The sequence below is a fragment of the Prolixibacter bellariivorans ATCC BAA-1284 genome, from assembly GCF_000621705.1.
Lineage (GTDB): Bacteria > Bacteroidota > Bacteroidia > Bacteroidales > Prolixibacteraceae > Prolixibacter > Prolixibacter bellariivorans.
In genome coordinates this window covers 414,007-435,711 of record NZ_JHXO01000008.1, presented here as the reverse complement: position 1 = coordinate 435,711, position 21,705 = coordinate 414,007, and the positions used below count along the sequence as shown (strand labels likewise).

Annotated in this window: 17 protein-coding genes; all 17 read left to right on the top strand. The window is 44.6% G+C overall.

The genetic code is table 11. The features are described from left to right. Positions 1-2,999: HNH/endonuclease VII fold putative polymorphic toxin (locus tag T426_RS0111840; RefSeq protein WP_027585749.1), on the top strand; the 2,999-nt coding region annotated here is incomplete at its 5' end. Between the two features lie 2 nt (positions 3,000-3,001). After that, on the top strand, positions 3,002-3,415 hold the full coding sequence (locus T426_RS0111835; RefSeq protein ID WP_025866161.1) for an Imm50 family immunity protein: 414 nt from the start codon (positions 3,002-3,004) through the stop codon (positions 3,413-3,415). A gap of 907 nt (positions 3,416-4,322) precedes the next feature. After that, positions 4,323-4,736: a type IV pilin protein gene (locus T426_RS0111830; protein ID WP_025866162.1), complete on the top strand. Its 414-nt coding sequence runs from the start codon at positions 4,323-4,325 to the stop codon at positions 4,734-4,736. After that, positions 4,736-5,266 carry a prepilin peptidase gene (locus T426_RS0111825; RefSeq protein ID WP_027585748.1) on the top strand — a complete coding sequence of 177 codons (531 nt, stop codon included), beginning with the start codon at positions 4,736-4,738 and terminating at the stop codon, positions 5,264-5,266. Before T426_RS0111830 ends, T426_RS0111825 begins: the two co-directional genes overlap by 1 nt. Then, positions 5,244-6,668, top strand: coding sequence for a GspE/PulE family protein (locus T426_RS0111820; protein WP_025866164.1), 1,425 nt, complete (start codon positions 5,244-5,246; stop codon positions 6,666-6,668). The genes T426_RS0111825 and T426_RS0111820 overlap by 23 nt, the downstream gene beginning before the upstream one ends. An 82-nt stretch (positions 6,669-6,750) precedes the next feature. Next, on the top strand, positions 6,751-8,655 hold the full coding sequence (locus tag T426_RS0111815; RefSeq protein ID WP_027585747.1) for a type II secretion system protein GspD: 1,905 nt from the start codon (positions 6,751-6,753) through the stop codon (positions 8,653-8,655). Positions 8,656-8,665: 10 nt separating this feature from the next. Continuing rightward, positions 8,666-9,868: a hypothetical protein gene (locus T426_RS0111810; RefSeq protein WP_027585746.1), complete on the top strand. Its 1,203-nt coding sequence runs from the start codon at positions 8,666-8,668 to the stop codon at positions 9,866-9,868. Positions 9,869-9,871: 3 nt separating this feature from the next. Continuing rightward, positions 9,872-10,432, top strand: coding sequence for a hypothetical protein (locus T426_RS0111805; RefSeq protein WP_025866168.1), 561 nt, complete (start codon positions 9,872-9,874; stop codon positions 10,430-10,432). After that, the gene (locus T426_RS0111800; RefSeq protein ID WP_025866169.1) at positions 10,419-11,375 is read left to right on the top strand and encodes a hypothetical protein; all 957 of its coding nucleotides are present in this window, start codon (positions 10,419-10,421) and stop codon (positions 11,373-11,375) included. Before T426_RS0111805 ends, T426_RS0111800 begins: the two co-directional genes overlap by 14 nt. 23 nt (positions 11,376-11,398) lie before the next feature. Beyond that, on the top strand, positions 11,399-11,878 hold the full coding sequence (locus T426_RS0111795; RefSeq protein ID WP_025866170.1) for a hypothetical protein: 480 nt from the start codon (positions 11,399-11,401) through the stop codon (positions 11,876-11,878). A gap of 216 nt (positions 11,879-12,094) precedes the next feature. Continuing rightward, positions 12,095-12,685 carry a toxin-antitoxin system YwqK family antitoxin gene (locus tag T426_RS0111790; protein ID WP_025866171.1) on the top strand — a complete coding sequence of 197 codons (591 nt, stop codon included), beginning with the start codon at positions 12,095-12,097 and terminating at the stop codon, positions 12,683-12,685. Between the two features lie 6 nt (positions 12,686-12,691). Continuing rightward, on the top strand, positions 12,692-13,990 hold the full coding sequence (locus T426_RS0111785) for a hypothetical protein (protein ID WP_025866173.1): 1,299 nt from the start codon (positions 12,692-12,694) through the stop codon (positions 13,988-13,990). Further along, the gene (locus T426_RS0111780) at positions 13,981-14,349 is read left to right on the top strand and encodes a type IV pilus modification PilV family protein (protein ID WP_027585745.1); all 369 of its coding nucleotides are present in this window, start codon (positions 13,981-13,983) and stop codon (positions 14,347-14,349) included. Before T426_RS0111785 ends, T426_RS0111780 begins: the two co-directional genes overlap by 10 nt. 63 nt (positions 14,350-14,412) lie before the next feature. Continuing rightward, positions 14,413-15,027, top strand: a complete 615-nt coding sequence (locus T426_RS0111775; protein WP_169737685.1) for a pilus assembly FimT family protein — start codon at positions 14,413-14,415, stop codon at positions 15,025-15,027. Then, positions 15,017-16,177: a type II secretion system F family protein gene (locus T426_RS23540; protein ID WP_025866177.1), complete on the top strand. Its 1,161-nt coding sequence runs from the start codon at positions 15,017-15,019 to the stop codon at positions 16,175-16,177. The genes T426_RS0111775 and T426_RS23540 overlap by 11 nt, the downstream gene beginning before the upstream one ends. 1,088 nt (positions 16,178-17,265) lie before the next feature. Beyond that, entirely contained in the window at positions 17,266-17,976 is a 711-nt protein-coding gene (locus T426_RS0111750; RefSeq protein ID WP_036985426.1) for a DNA-binding domain-containing protein, read from the top strand. A gap of 332 nt (positions 17,977-18,308) precedes the next feature. Then, on the top strand, positions 18,309-21,701 hold the full coding sequence (locus T426_RS0111745) for an RHS repeat protein (protein ID WP_036985424.1): 3,393 nt from the start codon (positions 18,309-18,311) through the stop codon (positions 21,699-21,701). Positions 21,702-21,705 lie beyond the last annotated feature (4 nt).

The window sequence follows — 21,705 nt, the reverse complement described above, 5'->3', positions numbered from 1 at the left end:
CTGAAACTGTATTTGACAACTCTCCCCTGAACCGGGTAATGGAACAGGGAGCCCCGGGGCAGGCCTGGCAGCTTGCTGGTGGGCATACGGTGAAAGCCGAATACCTGTCGAATGCGGCAAACGAGGTAGCCCTGTACCGGGTTGACCCGGTTACTGATTCCCTGGCTACGGGAACTCCTTCATGGTATGATGCGGGAACCCTGTACAAGACGGTAACCAAAGATGAGAACTGGACCGACCAGGGCTCGGCTGCGCTGAACAAGCTGCATACTACTGAAGAGTTTAAGGATATACTGGGACGGGTGATTTTGAAGCGGAGTTACGCACTGGAAAGCGGCAGCACGACCCAGGTGGATGAGCTAAATACCTACTATGTGTACGACGATTTTGGGCTGCTGCGCTATGTATTCCCGCCCAAGGCGTTTGCTGACGGCAATAATAGTATCAATGCTACCGAGATGGATTCGTTGTGTTACACCTACAAGTACGACGGCCGAAGACGAATGTTCGAGAAAAAGTTGCCGGGAGCTGAGCCGGTGTACATGTTGTACGATAAGCGTGACCGTCTGATTGCCATACAGGACGGTGATATGCGGGCCAATTCGGAGTGGGAATTTACCAAGTACGATGCATTGAACCGCCCGGTCATGATCGGTATCAAAACTTCCTCGAAAACCCGGGCCGACCAGCAGGCTTACCTGGACTCCTACAACGGGGTATATTACGAGAGTCGGACGAGTACGGGAATTGGCTATACGCTTACGCAAAGCTTTGCCGACCGCTATACAGCAAAGGAGAAGAAGCTGTTGAAAGTGATCTACTATGATGACTATGATTACCCGGGTTGTAAGGCTTTTGACGGCAGCACAAATATCAGCGGTTACAGTGATGCGTCGGGCGACAGTCGTTATTTCGATAACGTAAAAGGACAGGTAACCGGTGTGCGGGAAAAGGTGCTGGACGGGAACGAACTGACGACAGACGGTGTCTGGCTGGCTAGCACAACGTATTACGATGACCGTTACCGGGTGATTGAAACACTGAAAGACCTGTACCCGCAAAGCAGTGGTAACTACGAAGTGAGTAGTTCGAAGTACGATTTTGTCGGAGATGTGCTGCTGAGCAAGACGGTACAGTCCTTCCAGGGAAATACCGACTCGATCCGGGAGGCTTACAGCTATGATCATGCAGGACGGATGACGCAGATTCAGTACGCGTTGAACAACAACGCGCCGGTCATTCTCTCCTCAATGGAGTACAATGAGCTGGGACAGCTGAAGCGGAAAACGCTGAACGGTGCACCCGGTGCAGGAGCCCAGGAGCTGAAGTATGCATACAATATCCGGGGTTGGCTGAGTCAGATTAACGATCCGAGTGTGGCCCCGGGAAGTAACAGCACTGAGAAGTTTAACCTGGCGCTGTACTACAATACCACTCCTTCGGGGTTGACAGCCGACCCGCAGTACAACGGGAACATCTCGGCTATGGTCTGGAATACTCCGTACAACGACGGGGCATTGTCGCCTACCGGGAAACAGGGCTACGGCTTTACCTATGATGCTTTGAACCGGCTATTGACCGCCGACTATGGCGAAGGCAGCAGTTTTGCGACCAATGCCGGGGCCAACAACGTAGCCATTACGGGTTATGACCGGAACGGAAACATCATGGGCCTGACCCGGCAGCTGAAGGGTACGGGAACCATTGATGATCTGTCCTATGCCTATGACGGGAACCAGCTGAGAGCGGTAAACGATGCCGGAGACCGGCATATCGGCTACATCGAGGGAGCCACACCTCATACGGTGGAATACACGTACGATGAGAACGGTAACCTGACCAGCGATTCGAATAAGGGAATATCGGGTATCAAGTATAACTACCTGAACCTCCCGCGGCACATGTACGCAGGGACAACGAAAATTGACTACCTTTATACCTTTAGTGGTACCAAGGTATGTAAGCTGAATATTAATGGTGACACAATTGCGCATTACTATGCGGGCAACTTTGTGTACGAAGGAAGTTCTTTGAAATATATCCTGCACGAAGAGGGGATGGTGACTACGCCTTCTACATCGCCCGTGTACCTGTACGACCTGAAGGACCATTTGGGCAATACCCGCCTGGAGGTGAACAGCTCGGGTACGGTAACCCAGCAGACGGATTATTACCCGTTTGGGTTGGCCTTTAAAATTGCCGGATCTTCCGACAACAAGTACCTCTACAACGGCAAGGAACTCCAGGACGATGCCATTGGTAACGGAACGCTGGGATGGTACGATTACGGGGCCAGGATGTATGAGCCGGAAATTGGGCGGTGGTTTGTTGTGGATCCGAAATTAGAGTTGTCAAGGCGTTGGAGCCCGTATGTATACGGTTTTGATAATCCCATTAGATTTATTGATCCGGATGGAATGTGGGGAGATGATTATACCGGATATATACAAAATGCTTCGCCAAGTCTTAGAAACTACAATCCTGCAAAGGCATTCATAAAAGACATCAGTGCAGATTTTCTCAACAATTTTTCGCCGCTTGGCGGCATTGATGATGCTATTGTTACCTACAAGAATCCCAATGCCACAACAATGGATAAGGTTAACGCGACCGTGGAAGCTGCAGTGGGCGCTGTTATTATTGTAGGAGAAGGAAAAGCGCCTGTTGGAGAGAAGGTCGGTAAATTTGAAACTAAAGGGGGAGCCTTAGGACAATTAAAAAGGGATGTGAAAATTCCAAGATCTCAACAACCAGAAAATGTAGCAAAAGAACCTTTGAGAAGTAAAGGCAAGACCGTTCTTGGAGGTGATGGCAAGCCAGTAATGACCACTGAGTATACACATACGACAACTGATGGAAACAAAGTTGTAATACAAGATCATTCTGCTGGTCATACAATTGGTAATGTTGGACCTCATTACAATGTCCGACCAGAAAGTAATACTCGCACGGGTAAAGTTTCTGGGGCACGAACGCATTATGAATGGAAAAATAAATAGTTATGGAAGATATAAATAATGAGTTGATATGGATTTTAGTCAATCCAGAACCAATAAAGGCAATCTTTAAGAAGGAAGTGCTGGATTTGGATCATATAAATGTTGCAAGCTATGCTGTTGATAGTATTAATGATAGTGTCACAGTCGCTTTTGATGTGAGGAATTTTCCTACAACGCCACCGAAGAAGTGGCTCGCACAAAAGTTCAATACTGTTAGGATAATGTTAAAGATGTATGATATTGAAGTAATAAATTGCAACTATAACTTCGGTTTTAAAGATACAGTGAGGTTGTTACTTGACAAAAAAGATGGAGTAATTAGCATGTCTCTGGTGAAAGAAGAAGACGTTCTATTTTTCAAGATAAAAGGAAAATGGCTTTATTTAGACAAGATTGAAGCATATTCAAAAGAGTAAGAAAAAAGAAGTCCGGCTATATCCGGGCTTCTTTTATACTTTTAAGGACGATTCATTATACATAGAATAGCCAAATTGTAAAGGAAATTTTAAGTTGTACAACAGGTTAATCAGAGCGATATTTTTACCTGACGCCGGGTAACCATTACTACTTGTTGAGTATTAACAAGTAGTTGAGTCGGCTGTTGCAGATGAACCATATCTTTTTCCTTTTCATTTGGAGAGAACCACTGAATAGACTATCGTAGTCTCCTGCCGGTATTTAAAGCAGCAACCCGATCGTCCTGGCAAAAGGTTACAACTACCGGTGTTGGATCCTTATAACCATCTTCCAAAGAATAAGGTAACCATCTGTGGAAAAACCTTCTAAGGTTTTGTGTCAGATCCTTATAACCTTTTTCGGAAAAGGATTACTACCATTTGTCGCCGATCCTTATAAGGATTTTCGTTTGGTCCTTGTAAGGATTTGGAATGGGGAACTGTGATCATCTCACCCGGGAGCTGAATAGAACTGGTGCAATTGACAACTTTCGGGGCCTGTATGAGTCGTATTCCCGGGTGTCAAAGATAAGAGGTAGCTTATGCTTTCATCTTTTCTTTAAAATGAAATTTCAAGTTGTACAACAGGCCAAGTAATGAGATTTTTTAACAAAAACGGGGGTAACCATTTTCCCATATTATGTATTAATATGTGTATGAGTTGTCATCTTCAAAGACAATCTTACAAATTATCTAATACTACCATTGACTGGACCATCATATCGGGATGAAAGGAGAAGTGATAACCTTATCTTTCATTCAGGATTAAATTCGCTAAACGAGTTTTTGCTGTATTTACCAGGATTGTTCAGCCGATTGTAAAAACTAACAAGGATACGAAACGATCGAACCTGAAAAAAACAGACTTATGAAATTTTCCATCACCTCAAAGAAGCTGAAAGGCTTTACATTGCCGGAACTATTAGTCGTCCTGGTTATTATCGGTATCTTGTTGCTGATTGCACTGCCTAACCTGATGCCCTTGATATCCAGGGCGAAGAGTACCGAAGCACAAATGCAGTTAAACCATCTGTATACGCTGGAGAAGAACTATTTTTACCTGCACTCGAAATACACGAATGAGATTGACCAGCTCGATTTTGTGCAGGAGAAACTGGTCACCGACGGAGGGAATGCCAATTACCAGATAACCATTACCGAGGCAACAGCCAATACTTTCAAGGCGAAAGCCACAGCAGTAGTCGATTTCGATGGGGATGGCGTATTCAACGTTTGGGAGATTGACCAGGATAACAATCTGAAACAGGTAACCAAGGATTGATGGTTGGGTTACTGTTGTTATCGGTTCTCTTTTTACTTCTCATTGCCGTATCTGATTTCCGTACCCGGGAAATACCGGTTTTGTTCCTGTTGGCAGCGTTCCTTCTTTCTGCCGGGATACGTTATCTGCTGGTAGGAAAGGAATTGTTTTGGGAAGGTCCGGTTAATCTGGTGGCTATCGGGCTACAGGTATTTGTTTTGTGGGCCTGGATACGATTTGGGAAGAAGAACACAGGCGAGCTGTTTTCGGGCTTTGGCCCGGCAGATGTGGTGATGCTTATCATCATCGGGGTAAACTTTACGCTGGCCGGCTACCTGGTGTTTATTTCGTTGGCTAGTTTTTTAACGCTGCTTGTATGGATAATCGTGACTAAGGTACGTAAGTCAGGAGAAGCCTCGGTTCCGTTTGCCGGATTTTTGGCAATCGGGCTGATTATATACCAATTTTCCCTGCTATGGACGGGAGCCAAGGGCGATTGGGTCGACCAATACATTGGAAAGGTGATTTATGGATTATCAGGAAGTTTTTGAATTAAGTACCGAACACCGGCAGTTGTTGTCGACAGCCCAGGCGTGGTATCTCCGGATTATTCCGGCGGGACACACCAATGGTAAGCTTCATTTCTTTTATGAGGAGGAGAAAGATGTTGCGCAACTGCAAAACGAGTTAGAAGTATTGCTGGGTAGAGAGGTGGCGCTGAAACCGGTGCCATCGGATTGGATTACCCGGCAACTGAACCGGCACTATCCCAACAATCACCAGCGGAAGAATGTAGAATGGCTCAATTCCCAATCGAAGGATCTGCTGTCGATGATCCTGGACGAGGCGGCCAAAATCAAGAGCAGTGATATTCATCTGGAACCATACGAGGAGCGGTGCCGGGTCCGGTTTCGTATCGATGGTAAGTTGGTGGAACGATATGTGATACCCACCTCCGAATATCCGGCCATCGTGAACAAAATCAAGATCAAATCGCATCTGGATATCTCTGAAAAGCGGCTGCCACAGGATGGGCGTATCATATACGAGCAGGGAGGAGCCAAGTTCGATTTAAGGGTTTCGGTGTTGCCAACCTTGTACGGTGAAAAAGTCGTATTGCGCTTGTTGAACCGTGATGCCACTCAGATCCAGATCGACCGGTTAGGATTTAGCGAAGTACAATTGGCTAAATACCTGGAAGGGATAAAAAATCCCAACGGATTGATTTTGATTAGCGGACCGACCGGATCAGGTAAAACCACAACTTTGTATGCTACGCTGAAGTTGCTGAACCGCAATGAAACGAACATTTTAACCATCGAGGACCCGATTGAATATATGCTGGAGGGGATTAACCAGGTTCAGTTAAAAGAAGCCATCGGGTTAACGTTTGGCAGTGCGCTGCGCACATTCCTGCGACAGGACCCGGATATTATCATGGTCGGGGAGATTCGCGACGGCGATACGGCCCAAATGGCCGTCCGGGCGGCACTGACCGGCCACCTGGTTTTATCGACAGTACACACGAATTCGGCCTGGGGTACCATTTCCCGGTTAATCGATATGGGGATTCCTCCTTACCTGATTTCGTCCACCGTAAAGCTGAGTATCGCGCAGCGGTTAGTGCGTAAACTTTGCCCGCATTGCAAAAAAGAGGAAGCATTTAACGCAACCGATGTGCGTTGGAATTATCGCCCGGAAGTTTTGCCGGAAAACCATTTTACGGCGGTTGGATGTCCAGAGTGTTTTTATACGGGGTACCACGGGCGTATTGCCGTGTATGAGGTGATTACGATTGATGATGACCTGCGCGAGATGATTCGCAGGAATGAATTGAATGCTACCGAATATTATGAAAGGAAGAAAATGAAGACCCTGTCTGATCAAGCCTTTCAATTACTGGTTGATGGAACGACTTCGCTGGAAGAGGTGTATGCCATTCTTTCCGGTTGAGCAAACTGCAGAAGAAGAAAATGAAAAGAACACAAGATTAAACCTGGTGCAGATAGAATCTGCATTGAACTGATCCCGATATATGAATTTACGACAACGCTTTTTATTACTGTTCCCCCTGATAAGTCTGGTTTTGATATTGATAACCAGGCCCGTTTCAGCAGTTGGACAAACAGAGAACACACCGGTTATTCAGTTACTGGATTCGCTATCCAATAAAATTCCGGCACTCAACGAGAACATCGATATCACGGTCAATGCTACCCCGGTGCAGGAATTTTTAAGAGGAGTTGCCAACCAAACGGGATTGAACATCAATATTGATCCGACGCTCAATTTTACGGTCACCAACAATTTCGTTCACGTCAGGGTACGGGATATTTTACAGTTTCTGGTCGATAATTATGATATTAATCTTCAGGCAGCAGGCAGTATTATCAATATTCGGAAGAACAAGCATTCACCGGTACCTCTTTCCGACAGGTTAAAAGTAGAGTTGGATACGCTTTCCGACCATGTCAATATGTCGATTGAGCAGGTTCCCATTCAGGACCTGGCCAAAGAAATTACCCGGAAAACAGGCAATAACATTGTTGTGACACCCGAGCTCAGCAAAAAAGTGATTAGTTCCTATATCCAGAATATGCCGCTGACCGATGCGATGGACAAGCTGGGAATGGAGAACAATTTTACGGTGACCAAAACGGATGGTGGTTTTTATGTATGGGAACCTAAACAACCGGTTAGAGCAAATGAGATGCAACTACATCGTTCTTCCGGTAGAAATTCCATTGGTGACGGAACCATCGATATTGAGGCGTTAACCATTGATTCAGTGAAAATACATACGGCAAACGCTCCATTGGATAAGGTGGTGGAGAAGTTGTTCGATGTATGTCATCAACCCTACAAATTATTGGGACCGTTAACTGATAACGTGTCGATCGATTATGATCGCATCTCGTTTGCTTCGCTGATTGATGAATTGTTTGCAGGCACTGATGCGACGTTTAAGTATGTGGACGGTCGTTATTGGGTGGGGAAACGGAATATTGACGCTTTACAGGATGTAAAGATGATTCAGCTAAAGTACCGCACGGTCGATTCATTGGTGCAAATTATACCAACACAGCTAAAGACCGGGGTTGAAATAAAGGAGTACCCCGATATCAACAGCATTATTCTTTCCGGCCCGCAGGAGAAGGTTAATCGCCTGGCAACGTTTGTTCACCAGGTCGATAAGTTGATCCCTGTAATCCTGATTGAAGTGTTGATTATCGACAACAAAAATAGTAAAGCGCTGGCGACCGGAATTACCGCCGGTTTATCCGATGAACCGGTCACGACCAAGGGAACTGTTTTTCCATCGGTTGATATGACCCTGAGTTCGAAAGCGATTAACAATTTGATAGACGGTTTGAACGGCTTTGGTTGGGTGAACCTGGGAAAGGTAAAATCCAACTTTTATGTCACGCTGAAAGCGTTGGAAGAGGATGGTGTGATCGATCTCCGGTCCACACCGCAGTTATCCACGCTGAACGGGCACAAAGCCACGATGAGTATCGGAAATACTGAATACTACAAGGAAGAGATGAACACCATTTATGGTTCCATCAACACCCAATCGCAGGTGGCTACCACTTATAAACCAGTGAATGCAGAGTTGGCCGTCACCATACGTCCGATTGTTGCGGGGAATGACGAAGTAACACTGGATATTAAAGTGGAGCAATCGGATTTTACCAGTCGTATTTCGGAATATGCTCCTCCCGGAAAGGTATCGCGCAAATTCGAATCCCTCATCCGGGTAAAGGATCAGGAAATGATTTTGTTGGGAGGACTGGAAGAGAAGGAAGTGAAGGATACCCGAAGCGGGTTACCTCTTTTAGCCCGGATTCCGATTATCCGGTGGCTCTTTTCGAGCCGGGAAAAATCGAATACCAAGTCGAAGCTGAATCTGTTCATTAAACCGACGATCATCAAATAACAAAGACGTTTTGAAGTTGAATCTTGACAAACATATATTAAAGAGGACGTCACGAGTCATTGGGCTAGGCATTACGTTTCTCACCCGTGATGACTGGCGGTTTTCGGCAGTGGAACTGAAGCGGACAAAGCAGGAGATTCAAATCCTTTCCCAAACCGAAAGTCAAAACGATTGGGATGCCATAAAAAGCCACTTCAACCCGGATGTCCCGGTGGTATTACATCTCGACGGTGTCGGGATATTGCTCAGGGATGAGGAGCCGGGAGAACAGGCTTCGGAGAATGGCAGCTCTTTTCAGTCAGATGATTCTGATTTTATCGTTCGTCGGTATGCAAAAGCAGATGGGACAGGAGAGTTGGTATCTATTATGCGAACGGAGCTGGTGCAGACAGTTCTTGATTTTTGCGTAAACAATGGAGTCAATGTGGTCGATTTGAAATTTGGCCCATTTCCTGTGGCAGCAGTCATTCCCCTGCTGGCCAATGTAGGCGATGAGGTCATCACCGGGCGTTGGAAGCTACTTCTGAAGGATGGACAGCTTCATTCGTTTTCAGCCAACAGCGATGAATCACGTGTTACATATTCCATAGAAGGAGAGCGAGTATCCTCAAGCGTAATTGCTCTTTTGGCTGCTTGCCTGCAATTTTTGTCTGGTGATATGGATGATATCCTTTTACTGGGTAGACCACGGGAAGGGTACACCTACGGGTATCTGCTGAAAAAGGGAGGCATCGTTGTGTTGGGCGTGCTGCTGTTATTCCTGACCGTAAATTACTTTGTTTGGGACAATCTGCGCGGTCGGTATGCCGGCTTAAGGATGCAGGTAGCCAACAATGAAAACTATCTCACCGAATTGTCCGGACTGGAATCGAAGCTGAAAAAGAAACAATTCTTTGTCGATAAATACATTGGCAACGATGTATCTACCCGGTTTTCATTTTATGCCGACAGGCTGGCGTCTACATTGCCGGGATCGATTCGACTCACCCAAATGGAGCTTCAGCCGTTGATGCAAAAACCGAAAGAGGGTAAAGCGATTCTTTACCAGGAAAAAACAATAGCCGTGGAAGGAATCTCGAGACACATGACAGCGATTAGCCGGTGGATAAAAAGAATCCGCAGTGAAAGCTGGGTGAAAGAGGTAGAACTGGTGTCGTATTCGGTAGACGAGAAGCACCATACGGGAAATTTTGAACTGGAAATTAAATTTTAAGCAATGCTGAGCAACTGGACCAATAAACGGAAATTCATCGTGGCACTGATCGGCCTGGTCATTTTTGCATGGCTGGCTTACCGGTTGACATTTGCGAAAACATTTGCCCTGTTGCATGAATACCGGACATTGAAGAGTCAGCAGGTGCAGATAAAGGACTTGGCCACACGGGTTCCTGAACTCAAGGCGCATCTCGAAAGACTGAACAACATGTTTGGAGAGGCCAACAGTGAGGATTTCTCGGTTCTCGTGATGGATGAACTGAACGAATTGTGCAGCAAATCAGGCATTGTTCTGAAAGATATTCCTCAAAAACATGTCTTCGAGGGCGATGATATTCGAATTGAAACCATCGATGTGAATTTCCAGGGAGCATTCAAAAAGCAATTGGCTGTGATTTCGAGTATGGAAAACAATGATCATCAGGCTAAGATTCGTTCAGTACAGTTCCAATTGGAAGTCGATAAAAGAACCAACCGGAAACGGTTGCTTGGGACGATCTTTTTACAATCCATTCAACTTTTAGAATCAAAATCTAACGAGGAGTCTCATGAAAACAAATAAAACTCTGAATACGATGCTGGGAATCATATTGATTGCGACAATGGCAGGATGCGATTCCTTTTTCGAGGACGATATTTCTAACCGTTCGGTTGAACTGGTCTCTCCGGCCGACCAGGTAGAAACCGATATTCTCACGCAGACTTTTTACTGGGATGTGGTAAAAGGAGCCTCGTCCTACCGCTTACAGATCGTCACTCCATCATTTGCCAACGCAGAAAATTTAGTGCTCGATACCCTGGTAACAGATAATAAGTACACGTATAGTTTATTTCCGGCAGAATTTGAATGGCGGGTCAGAGCAGAGAATAGTGTGTATCAGTCCGGATGGTCCTCTTCACATTTAACGATTTACAGCAGTGATGATTTGACCCGGCAAAAAGTGCAGCTCGTATCCCCGCACGATGGAAAGATTACCAACAGTGCTGATATTTCTTTTGTATGGGATGCCTTGTACAATGCCGATAATTACCAAATTGCCATATACAAAGGCTCCTGGGAAGGAGAGACGGTCGTAGCGCCAGTCAGCGTCGATGGGACCAGCTACGAAGGAACATTGTCGGAAGGCACGTTCTTTTGGGGCGTGCAGGCTCAGAATCAGACCTCGGAAACTTCTTACACCATTCAATCATTAATGATCGATCAAACGCCGCCGAATACTCCGGTATTGACATCGCCGGAGAATAACTCGACAGTTACTTCCACGTCGGTTCAGTTTGCATGGAACAGCAGTGATTCGGGTAGTGGGATTGCTCAGGATACGGTAAAGGTCTATTCCGATAAGAATTTATCGACGCTGGTGGATGCTGTGGCGTCGTTCGATCAACAGGCGAAAGTTACTTTATCCGATCGGACTACCTATTACTGGACCGTACTTTCGGTCGATAAGGCGGGGAATGTAGGTGCCCGGGCAAGTATCGATACACTCATCGTTCGGGTCAACTAATCTCATGAAATAACCTGGCTGCTATGTTAAAGAATAAGAAACTGGTCTATCTTTTGTTGCCGTTGGTCCTGCTCATCTGGGGACTGATATTTTATCGTATTTATACGAACCTGCATGGGAAACAGGTCAACTCTTCTTTCAGAAAACAGGTGACGAAAGAAATCGATGTATCCGATAACGAAGAGAAGCCTAAGCTATCCCTGAATTATCCCGATCCGTTTTTGAAAAGTGCTTCAGGCGGGACCGTGAAAACGAAAGCGAGTCATCAGCGTAGCGATGTGCGTTCCCAACCGATTAACTGGCCCATGATTACCTACCGGGGAATGGTCAGGAGTGAGAAGCTGAAGGCGAAGGTCATGGGATTTCTCCGTGTCGGGACCAAAGATTTGTTGGTGCATAAGGGAGATGTAGCGCATGAACTGACTGTTCTCAGGATTGTAAAGGATTCTATTCAGCTGGAAAACCGGGAGAAAAAGAGGTGGTTCCGGGTGCGTGAAAAATAGAGAGTTAATGAAGTAAAAGATATAATGAAATATCCGAATGTTTACCATTCTGAAATTAATGTAAGAAACGAGGCAAAAAATGGTCAATATTCATTCGTGTTAGAGATGCGACTCACCCCACCGCCCGGAATCAGGGGGGCGGGGGAGAGTAGAGTTAATATCAGATTTTATTACGATAGGTAATTAACTGGATATATCATAAAAGATATTTGTCAAATGAGAAATTTAGTGGTTATTTTTTTTCTGGTTTTTGGGCTCACATCATGCCGGTCAACTTCCGATATCCCGGAAATCACTCACCGAAATATCAGTGTGGTATCGGGTAACGGTACCGTGGAAGCGAATATTTTGATTGAGCGAAATAAAAAAGCAGCAAAAGGAGATCCGGCCAAAATGTACGCTGGGTATTACCTGAGCGGAATTCATTATACACAAGGAATGGTCGTTGGGCACCCGCTGGACGGTTTGTACCGGAAGTTTGATGGAGATAACCAACTCATGATTTCCGGAAAATACCAAGATGGCTTGAAAGATGGTTTGTGGCGGAAGTGGAATAAGGCAGGTAAGTTGACCGAATCTTCAACCTATCGGAAGGGAATACTGGATGGAGAGCGCCGGATTTATTTCCAGGGACATCCGGCAAGTATCGAGCAATACAAAAAAGGGGAGCTGGATGGGAAACAAATCACATTTGTCAGCAGCGACTCCATCCGGGTAGAGCGGTACCGTAACGGAGAGAAGATAGTGAAAAAGCATTTGTTTCATGGATGGTTTCATCCCTCACAAAAAAAGGATACCATCCAATAGATTTTCATGGTTGGTTTAGTGTTTACATATCAGGATAAGCTATTCAGGAAGAGACCGCGATATCGGTTGAAAGGCGGTGCGCTTTATTTTGCCATTCTGGTCCTCCTTTTGCTGAGTGTTCTTTCCTCATTCTTCATCCTTCTGGAACGATTGTGGAATGAAGAGGATGTTCAATACATGAAAAATGTGGAATTGAATGATCGAATTGAGTCAGCGGCAGAGTGGCTGCATGCCGCTCCTTCCCTTGTTCAGCCCGGAGAAACCAAAGAACTAACGCTTTTTGAAGACAGCGTACTTGTGGAGATAGGTGTGCGCTGCTGGGGAATGCTTCGGATAGCGAATTACCGCACCCAATGGCACCGAATGGAAAAGAAATATACCGAGCTACTGGCGGCTGAAGATGAACCAACCTACGCACTGTATCTGACCGATGAGAATAAATATTTGTCGCTGGTTGGACAGAGTTCGTTGGTAGGTAATTGTAAACTGCCCCACCTGGGGATACGGAGCGGAAATATCAGGGGAAGAACGTTTGAAGGGGAAAAGCTGGTGGACGGAACCGTCTCTCCCAGTGATACCCAGCTGCCGGCTCTTTCAGAACATTTTCAGGATTTTGCGGCTGCATACCTGAATGGCGACTTCACAAAGCAGGACAGTGTGATAGCGCTTAGCAAGGTTGAAAGAAATGGCCTGCATCAGTTTTCGTTTCATCATAAGACTTGTGTGATAAATTGTGGAGGTTCTGCTTACCTGGATAATGTTCAGTTGGAAGGAAATGCTGTTGTACTGGCGAGGGATACCCTTGTTGTATCTCCGGGTGCCCAATTGAAGAATACTATCCTGATAGCCCGGGTGATTCGGGTGGAGGATAAGGTGACAGGGCGTTTTCAGGCTTTTGCCACAAAGGAGATTACGGTCGGGAAGGATTGCCGGCTGAACTACCCCTCTTTTCTGGTTTGTCTGAATAACCGGAAGCCCGGGAAGATAACGCTGGGGAAAAACAGTACTGTCATCGGCGGCATAGCGCTGAACGGCAAAAACCAAGAGCACAAGAACAATTTGTTGTTTTTGGATGAAGACGATCACCTGGCCGGAACGGTATATGTGAATGGTGATGTTCATTTTACCGGCCGCATCGATGGGCGGTTATACTGCAACCGGTTTATCATCGACACGCCCCGGGCCTTTTACGAGAATATCATTGTCGATGGCATCATCGATAATACCAGTACACCTGCTTTATTTGGCTCTTTCTCTGTTTCCGATCAGCCGTTTCAACTAAAACAGATAGCCATATGCCAGTAAAACGTTTACATACACTCCGGGGAAGTACTATGATTGAAGTGGTAGTCGGCTTTTTTCTTATCTCCCTTGCTGTCGGGTTGACAACCGTACTGTTCAATCAGGTCATGAACAGTTCCGTGTTGTACTCCCGGCACCGGGCATATCTGGCTGTTAACAACCTGGTAGAAAAACAACAGGAACAGAACACCTATGAAGCGGTATCGGAAGAGTATGGCGATTTGGTAATCGAAGTAACATTGACGCCATTCGATGAGAAGAGAAAGCTATACATCGTTACTTACCAGGCGATACAAAAAGAGAAAAAGGAAGTACTGTATAAGCGACAATTACTGAAACAGATAAAAACGAACGGGGAATAACCATTTAAAATAACAGGTGTTCTTAACTGCTCGCTTATTTCGAAAGAGATGAAAGGTATAAAAATGGTTAAAATTCATCCGGAGAATAAAACGGACTCACCCCACCGCCCTTATTTCGGGCGGTCTCCCCTCTCTACACGTAGAGAGGGGCCGGGGGAGAGTAGCACCAATTTCAAGAATGGAGATTCAGTTGTGCAAGAGTATATTCATAAGAAACTGAAAGGATTTACCCTGATGGAGCAGCTTATCGCGATTGCCCTGACCAGTCTTCTGTTGCTGATAGGTTTTACGGCTGTGATGAATTTCAACCGGCTTTTCCGGCAAATCAGGTTAAATGCCGGTGAGGACAGGAGTGTGCTGCTTTTGGAAACCCAACTCGCAAACGACTGGCAAGCATGTAATGAGGCTCGGTGGGATGAGCAATTAACCTTAAAAAAGGCTTTCAGCACGATCACCTACCAATTCGAACCGGAATACATTGTCAGAAGCTACGATATGCAATCCGATACGTTCCGGCTAAGTAGCCGTGAATTAAATATCAACGAAGTGTCCGGAACAAAGGGACTGGTGCGCACCCTTTCCTTTCAGGTACCTACTACCAACGAGCAATATACCATTCAACTAACCAAAGAGTATCCGCAGTTTAAACAATGGGAGGCAAGAGGTTATGGCGATTAAACTTTCCAATATCGATTCAGGGAATACAGGACGAAAACAAAGTGCACCATCGGTTGGTAATCGAAAGGAACCGGATATTTCCGCGGTAAAGCGATATCTCACACAAAAGGGGCGATTGCTAAAAGACCGGAAGAAGGAGGAGTTTTATGCCGAGATATTTTTGCTCCTTCAGGCGGGCCTGGATTTGAAGAGCGCCATCGAGTTGTTTTCCTCCCAGGAGAGTAATGTCAAATTGAAAGCGATATTTACCGATATCGAGAATAAGCTCATTAAAGGAAGTTCCTTCTCGGAAGCATTGGAACAAACCGGACAGTTTTCGCTGTATGAATATTATAGTGTGAAAATTGGGGAGGAGAGCGGGAAGCTGCCGGAAGTGGTGAAGGAACTGGGGCACTATTACGAGCGGAAAATCAAATTACAGAAGCAGGTATTTGGAGCGCTTTCCTATCCGTTCATCATCCTGATTACGGCTGTTGTGGTAGTGATTTTCATGATGAACTTCATTGTCCCCCTGTTCGCTGATGCCTTCAAACGTTTTAATTCCGATTTGCCGGCCTTTACGCAGTCGGTGATTGATATTTCGAACGGATTACGAAGCTACTGGTGGCTTATCCTGCTTATCGTAATGGCTATGGGCGTCACCGTTTTCTTTGTACGGCAAAACAAAAAGGTGCTTCGAACCCTCAGCTCTCTGGTAATTCATGTACCAGTTATTGGCCCATTATTACTAAAAATCTACCTGGCACGCTTTTGCCAGTTCATGTCGCTGATGACCTCGGCCAAAACTCCGCTCATTACAGCCCTGGATATGGTGGGGAAGATGGTGGGCTTTTTACCACTGGAAGAAATACTTATTTCGGTGAGAGGCCAGATTTACAAGGGAATGTTGCTGAATGAAGCCCTGGCATCGTATTCGCTTTTCGATGAACGGATGGTGGCATTGCTTAAGGTAGGAGAAGAAACCAATAATCTGGATGTGATTTTCCGGAAGTTGCACAGTCAGTATTCCGAAGATATCGATCACTATACCCAGTTGATGAGTTCACTCTTGGAACCATTGATGATTGTTTTTGTCGGTGGCCTGGTAGCGCTTATCCTGGTAGCGATGTATTTGCCCATGTTCAAAATCGGAAACACCATGATTGGATAGTCATTGAATATGGAGGCTAATTTATTCAATCGTGCATCCGGAGCAAATAAGAAAAGACAGAAAAATGAAGCTTTTCCCTTTAGTGATACAGGGTAAAAAAAGCTTCATTTTTCTTGTGCCAGGGAATTACTGTTCCATAATTGGGTTGAGTGACTTCCCCTTGAAAAGTCAGCAAAATAAGTATGCTATGAAACATTCCGGGTCGAATGTTGTCAATAAGATTCAGAGAAATAAGGAGATAGAAATAGAGAATGACGATTGTATAATTTTTGTCACAAATTAAATTGAAAAAAGGGGTAACCAATTGGTTATTTCAGGTATTAATAAGTGTAATATGTTAATGGCCAAGCCTTCCCTGCTGCTTTTACCTGCTATAAACGTATTCAAACAACCAACTTATTTAACCTGTTTCAGCTTTAAACCCGAAGGAATGAAAAAAATGTTTTTGCAACAACTACTTTTATAACCGAGCAGGAATCCACTGTCACGAATATCCCTTTCTTTTAGGACGAAGGTTTTTCCGGTTGGCATTTGTTCATCACTGATGGATAAATGTATAGGCCGGAGCGCACAAGGTCTTTGTCTCTACGCAAGAGGGAAATAGATAAAAAGCCCCCCGGAAAACCGGAGGGCCAACCTTTAATTTATTCACCGGGAATTGCAGTTCCCGCTAAAAACATAAAGATATGAAAAAGTGAGTTAAAAGTATCCATCCGACCATGAACCGCCTATCAGCGGTTCACCCAATTTCATTTTAATGCTACCCGACCGGTTATTGGGATATCCCGGAGAAACGTGTGTATCTCCCATGTTTCAATAACCATGTCCTCTCAAGCTTTCGCCGATAGAAGGAGATCTGTTCCCTTCGGCGAAGGATATACCAAACTGCTTTAACCAAACTGTTGTCTGAAACGAATCGGAATCAGAAAGCATCCCGTTTCCTGCTTTGCCTGCAGAAATTCGGAGTTTAAAGGGAAATTTGATTTTTCAGGATTCACCCTTTAGGGAAGGGGTAAAAAGACTGAAAAATCTTTCCGGGAGATCGTTTTTGGCAACTGGCATTAACAAATAACCAAACCAACCTGACAATGGAAAATGATGTATTGAACTACGCTTTGTTTGAGAACCACCTGACAAGCGATCCCAACGACTACATGGCAGTAACCACCAATGCCATCAGCCTCGACCAGGAGGCGATTATCCAATTAATGCTGAAACGGGGCTCTACGCTCACCGCCACCGATATTATGGCGGTACTGAAAATGGAGAGGGAAGTGATTTGCGAACAGGCTGCCCTGGGCAATAACATTACCACTCCCGTATTTAACCTGAACATGAGCATCAAAGGAGTATTCAACGGGCTCGACGACTCGTTCGATTCCTCACGTCACAGCATCCGGTTCAACCTGAGCCCGGGTGTGGAACTGCGTAAAGTGATGGATTCCGTGAAGACCCAGAAGGTGCGCGGAGAAAAGGCCGGCCCGGTTATCGATCAGTTGGTCGATGCGGCTACGGGTAGTGTGAACGACCAGCTCACCTCAGCCGGATTGGCTACGTTGCGGGGCAGTTACCTCAAGTACGATGCTTCGGACCCGGCACAGGGCATCTTCTTTATTGCCAACGATGCCACCGAAACCCGCGTGGAGGTGATTTCGCTGAACAAACCCGGTGAGCTGCACTTCCTGGCCCCGGCTCTGGCAGCAGGTACTTACCATGTGGAAGTACGCTCGATCCTGATAGGACGGAAGGAAATTGCCACTGGCCGGTTGGATGCCGAGATTAGCGTGGTAGGAGGTTAAAAGCCTCTTGCCCGTATTTGGGAGTCCGGTTTGCGGCTTCCCGGACATGGGGTTGTAACTACACGCGGCAGATCCTTATAACCATCAGAAGAAAAACCTTATAACCATTTTCCCCTGATCCTTATAACCTTTTTCCGAAAAAGGTTAGTACCATTTGCTGCTGATCCTTATAAGGATCTTCGTCTGGTACCTTATAAGGTTTTGGAGGAGTTGTAACTAATCAGATGAAAATAATAGCGACACCATACAGATATTTCACAAAAATTGAAAACAACGTCAATAAAAGAAACATGAATAAAAATAAATTCAGGACATTTATTAATGTCTTAATTATGGGGGTGATAATTTGGTTATTGCCCCATACAACAATGGCGCAAAGCACAGAACAAGATGATTACTCAAGGTACGACGCGCAAATAGCGTTTCCTACATCACCAACAGCTGCTTCTCTAGGTGAATATGGGAAGTATCCGGTAAATCTTCAAAATGGATTGATTGACATCTCGATTCCGTTGTACACCATTAAAACACAGGAGCTCACATTACCTATTTCTTTGAGCTATCATGCGTCGGGAATTAAGGTCGATGAAGAAGCTTCATGGGTCGGTTTAGGCTGGGCACTGAATGCGGGAGGTGTAATTACAAAATCAACAAAAGGTGCCCCGGATGAAAGTGGTTATGGTTTTAATTTGTATTACAATGATGTACCGGATGCTTCCGATATTGATCTGACAACGGAATCTGATTTTGAGTTTGTTAGAAACTGCTTTAAAGGAACGTTTGATCGGGAGCCGGACATTTACAATTATAATTTCGGTGGATATTCGGGACAATTTGTCCTTGGGAACGATGGGGAGTATCATACCATGGGACTTGATAATCTGAAGATACAATCTTCAGGATTATTTGCAATAACGGTCACAGCTCCTGATGGAAGGATGTATCGTTTTGGAATGGGAACGGACGGCCGAGAAGCGTATGAGCAAACCGTAATACAACCACCAAACTTGAGTTATACTGGACTTAATCAATCGGTGACAGCCTGGTACCTGACAGAGATTATTTCATCTGACAGGTCAGATACCATTTACTTTCGTTATAATTCGCATTTAGCCTCTAGTTACAACCTGGGAAGCCAGTATCAAAGCTATATTACGGAAGTAGATGGCGTTAATCCTCCGCCTATTGGGACACAAGAGTACGGCTGGAATGCGACAGTAGCTAGCATTGGCAACAGCAGGCAACTTTCAGAGATTGATTTTAGTAACGGGAAGGTGCTATTTAATGCGATTGATGACAGACAGGATTCTCCGATAACCCGATTGGTTAATTTTCAGGTTTTTAATAAGAGCAGCGAGGACAATGCTTTTCATGAGTTGAAGACTATAAATTTCTTGAATGACGCTTACTTTGACCGATCGTGGCATTGGCATGTCGTAGAAACCTATTCATCAACAGGGGTAGAAGAGAAGAGTTTAAAGCTAACAGGTGTCGATATCGTGTCGCCAACACAATCTCAAAAGAGTTATCGCTTTGAGTACAATAGTACCAACTTGCCGGCAAGAAAGACAACAGCACAGGATTACTGGGGGTATTACAACGGGGTGTTAACAAATGACAATTTGATTCCCGAGGTAACATTAGCTCATACCTCAACCACTATCGGAACGGCTAATCGGGAACCAGATGCTGCTTCGATGCAGGCATGTATACTTAAAAGCATTACCTATCCGACCGGAGGGAGGACTGAGTTTACCTATGAACCCAACTATTATGTGTCACAGAGCACTTATGATGGAGGCCAGACTAAGGTGATATCAATCGTGAAGAATGTAATGGCAGTCGGTCATGTAAGTGATCCTTCCTTGAATATTGAAACAAAATTAGTCGATGAGATTAGCTTTACTCCACCTTTAGATGGAATGACTACTTTGACATATGAGTTCACTACAACATATGGAGTTCAATATGATAATTATCCCAGGCTAACTTTAGTGGATAGTGTTTCTGATGAGGTGCTTTTCAGTGAACTTCAACATATAACTGATCAGCCATTGAATGGTACCGTGCAGATTTACTTGAGAGCTGGTAGAACTTATCACCTTCGAGCTGAAACTTGTGACTGTACATCTCCGAATTCGATAATAGGTGCAGCTTATGTTTCCGGAACCATAAGCTATGACGATAATATCATTGTAACAGATCCTCAGGAATGGATCCCGGAAATGGCTGGTGGATTAAGGATAAAAAAAATAGAAAATTTTGATGCAAACAGTACGGTCCCTTCTGCTACTAAAAGTTACGTTTACGGCGATATTCAGGTCTCAGGAAATATAGGTATTGGTTATTTGGTCAGCCCCAATATCGATACTCATACAAAAAATCTATATCTGAATCATAATGAATCGAGTTTAAATAATCCTTCAGGGTCTAATGATTATACTGCAATACTATTTTATGTTAATTCAAATTCCTATATTGACTGGGGATATAACGGGAACTCTCCCGTTGAGTATGGAAAGGTAACCGAATATTCGGGTACTCCATTTGATAATGTTGGTAAAACAGAATATTACTTTACCAGGACTGAAGAAATCGTTGGATTTTTCGGAAACCAATATTTCCCATATGATTACTTGTTATATCCCAAATATAAGTCAGGCAGATTATCAGAGGAGAGAAAATACAGGAATGACGATGATAGTTATGTGTTGCAACAGAAAAATTTATATCGATACGAAACAAAAAAAGGTATATCAGTTAAAGCCTTTAAGGTATTACAAAAGGTATATTTTAGCAGTGCTTCCTGGGACGGGGCGTCTGTAACCTGGCCGGAAAGGTATATTCCCGAAAACTATGTTTTACAGTTAGGGAATTATAAATTGAAATCCACTACAACTGAAACGTATGACGAAAGTGGAGCGGAACCGGTAGTGACGACCAAATACATGAAATATGATCCGGTTTACTTTCAATTGACAAGTGATTCGACCGTAAATAGCAATGGAGATATTATTTCCGGTAAGTACTGGTATCCTTACCAGGATGGAGAACTGACCGGATTAACCAGTGCTGCGGTTACGGCATTGGATCAAATGGTCATGAATCATCAAATATCAGACATTGTTGATCAGAAGGATTACAAACATGGACAATTGGATACCTGGTTGCGGAAAAACTATGAAATGCAAACAGATGGAACTGTTCTTTTGAATAATGTTGAGAAATCATATTTGGGCAACAGTCTTGAATCACAACTTGCAATCGATCAGTATGATGATCGCAAAAATGTTGTACAATTCACCGATCAAAAGAGAGGAATAACGACGTCTATTTTATACGGATATAATCAGACGTTACCTGTTCTTTATGCGAAGAACCTGGATTATTCTACATTCTCAACTGCACTGAATAGTGTGCTTAATAGTTTGGGATACAATTCGATTGATGCGCTTCTGCAGGCTGTTGGTAAACTATATACCAGCAATGAAAAATTGGCATTGAAGAATTTTATTTCGGCATTGCTCAATAGTTCAACTATTGCAGGGAACGATATTTTGGTCTCGTTCTACACCTATGAGCCCCTGGTTGGCATTACCTCCATGACCGATCCCAATGGTCAGACCACGTATTACAACTACGATTCTTTCGGTCGTCTGGAAAGTACCCGGGATTCAAAAGGGAACATTGTGCAGCATTACAAGTACCACTATGCTCAGCAGTAACCAT

Bases quoted from the DNA above. Each gene is read 5' to 3' on its own strand.
- T426_RS0111835 (WP_025866161.1), top strand. From the start codon at position 3,002: ATGGAAGATATAAATAATGAGTTGATATGGATTTTAGTCAATCCAGAA.
- T426_RS0111830 (WP_025866162.1), top strand. From the start codon at position 4,323: ATGAAATTTTCCATCACCTCAAAGAAGCTGAAAGGCTTTACATTGCCG.
- T426_RS0111825 (WP_027585748.1), top strand. From the start codon at position 4,736: ATGGTTGGGTTACTGTTGTTATCGGTTCTCTTTTTACTTCTCATTGCC.
- T426_RS0111820 (WP_025866164.1), top strand. From the start codon at position 5,244: ATGGATTATCAGGAAGTTTTTGAATTAAGTACCGAACACCGGCAGTTG.
- T426_RS0111815 (WP_027585747.1), top strand. From the start codon at position 6,751: ATGAATTTACGACAACGCTTTTTATTACTGTTCCCCCTGATAAGTCTG.
- T426_RS0111805 (WP_025866168.1), top strand. From the start codon at position 9,872: ATGCTGAGCAACTGGACCAATAAACGGAAATTCATCGTGGCACTGATC.
- T426_RS0111800 (WP_025866169.1), top strand. From the start codon at position 10,419: ATGAAAACAAATAAAACTCTGAATACGATGCTGGGAATCATATTGATT.
- T426_RS0111795 (WP_025866170.1), top strand. From the start codon at position 11,399: ATGTTAAAGAATAAGAAACTGGTCTATCTTTTGTTGCCGTTGGTCCTG.
- T426_RS0111790 (WP_025866171.1), top strand. From the start codon at position 12,095: ATGAGAAATTTAGTGGTTATTTTTTTTCTGGTTTTTGGGCTCACATCA.
- T426_RS0111785 (WP_025866173.1), top strand. From the start codon at position 12,692: ATGGTTGGTTTAGTGTTTACATATCAGGATAAGCTATTCAGGAAGAGA.
- T426_RS0111780 (WP_027585745.1), top strand. From the start codon at position 13,981: ATGCCAGTAAAACGTTTACATACACTCCGGGGAAGTACTATGATTGAA.
- T426_RS0111775 (WP_169737685.1), top strand. From the start codon at position 14,413: ATGGTTAAAATTCATCCGGAGAATAAAACGGACTCACCCCACCGCCCT.
- T426_RS23540 (WP_025866177.1), top strand. From the start codon at position 15,017: ATGGCGATTAAACTTTCCAATATCGATTCAGGGAATACAGGACGAAAA.
- T426_RS0111750 (WP_036985426.1), top strand. From the start codon at position 17,266: ATGGAAAATGATGTATTGAACTACGCTTTGTTTGAGAACCACCTGACA.
- T426_RS0111745 (WP_036985424.1), top strand. From the start codon at position 18,309: ATGGGGGTGATAATTTGGTTATTGCCCCATACAACAATGGCGCAAAGC.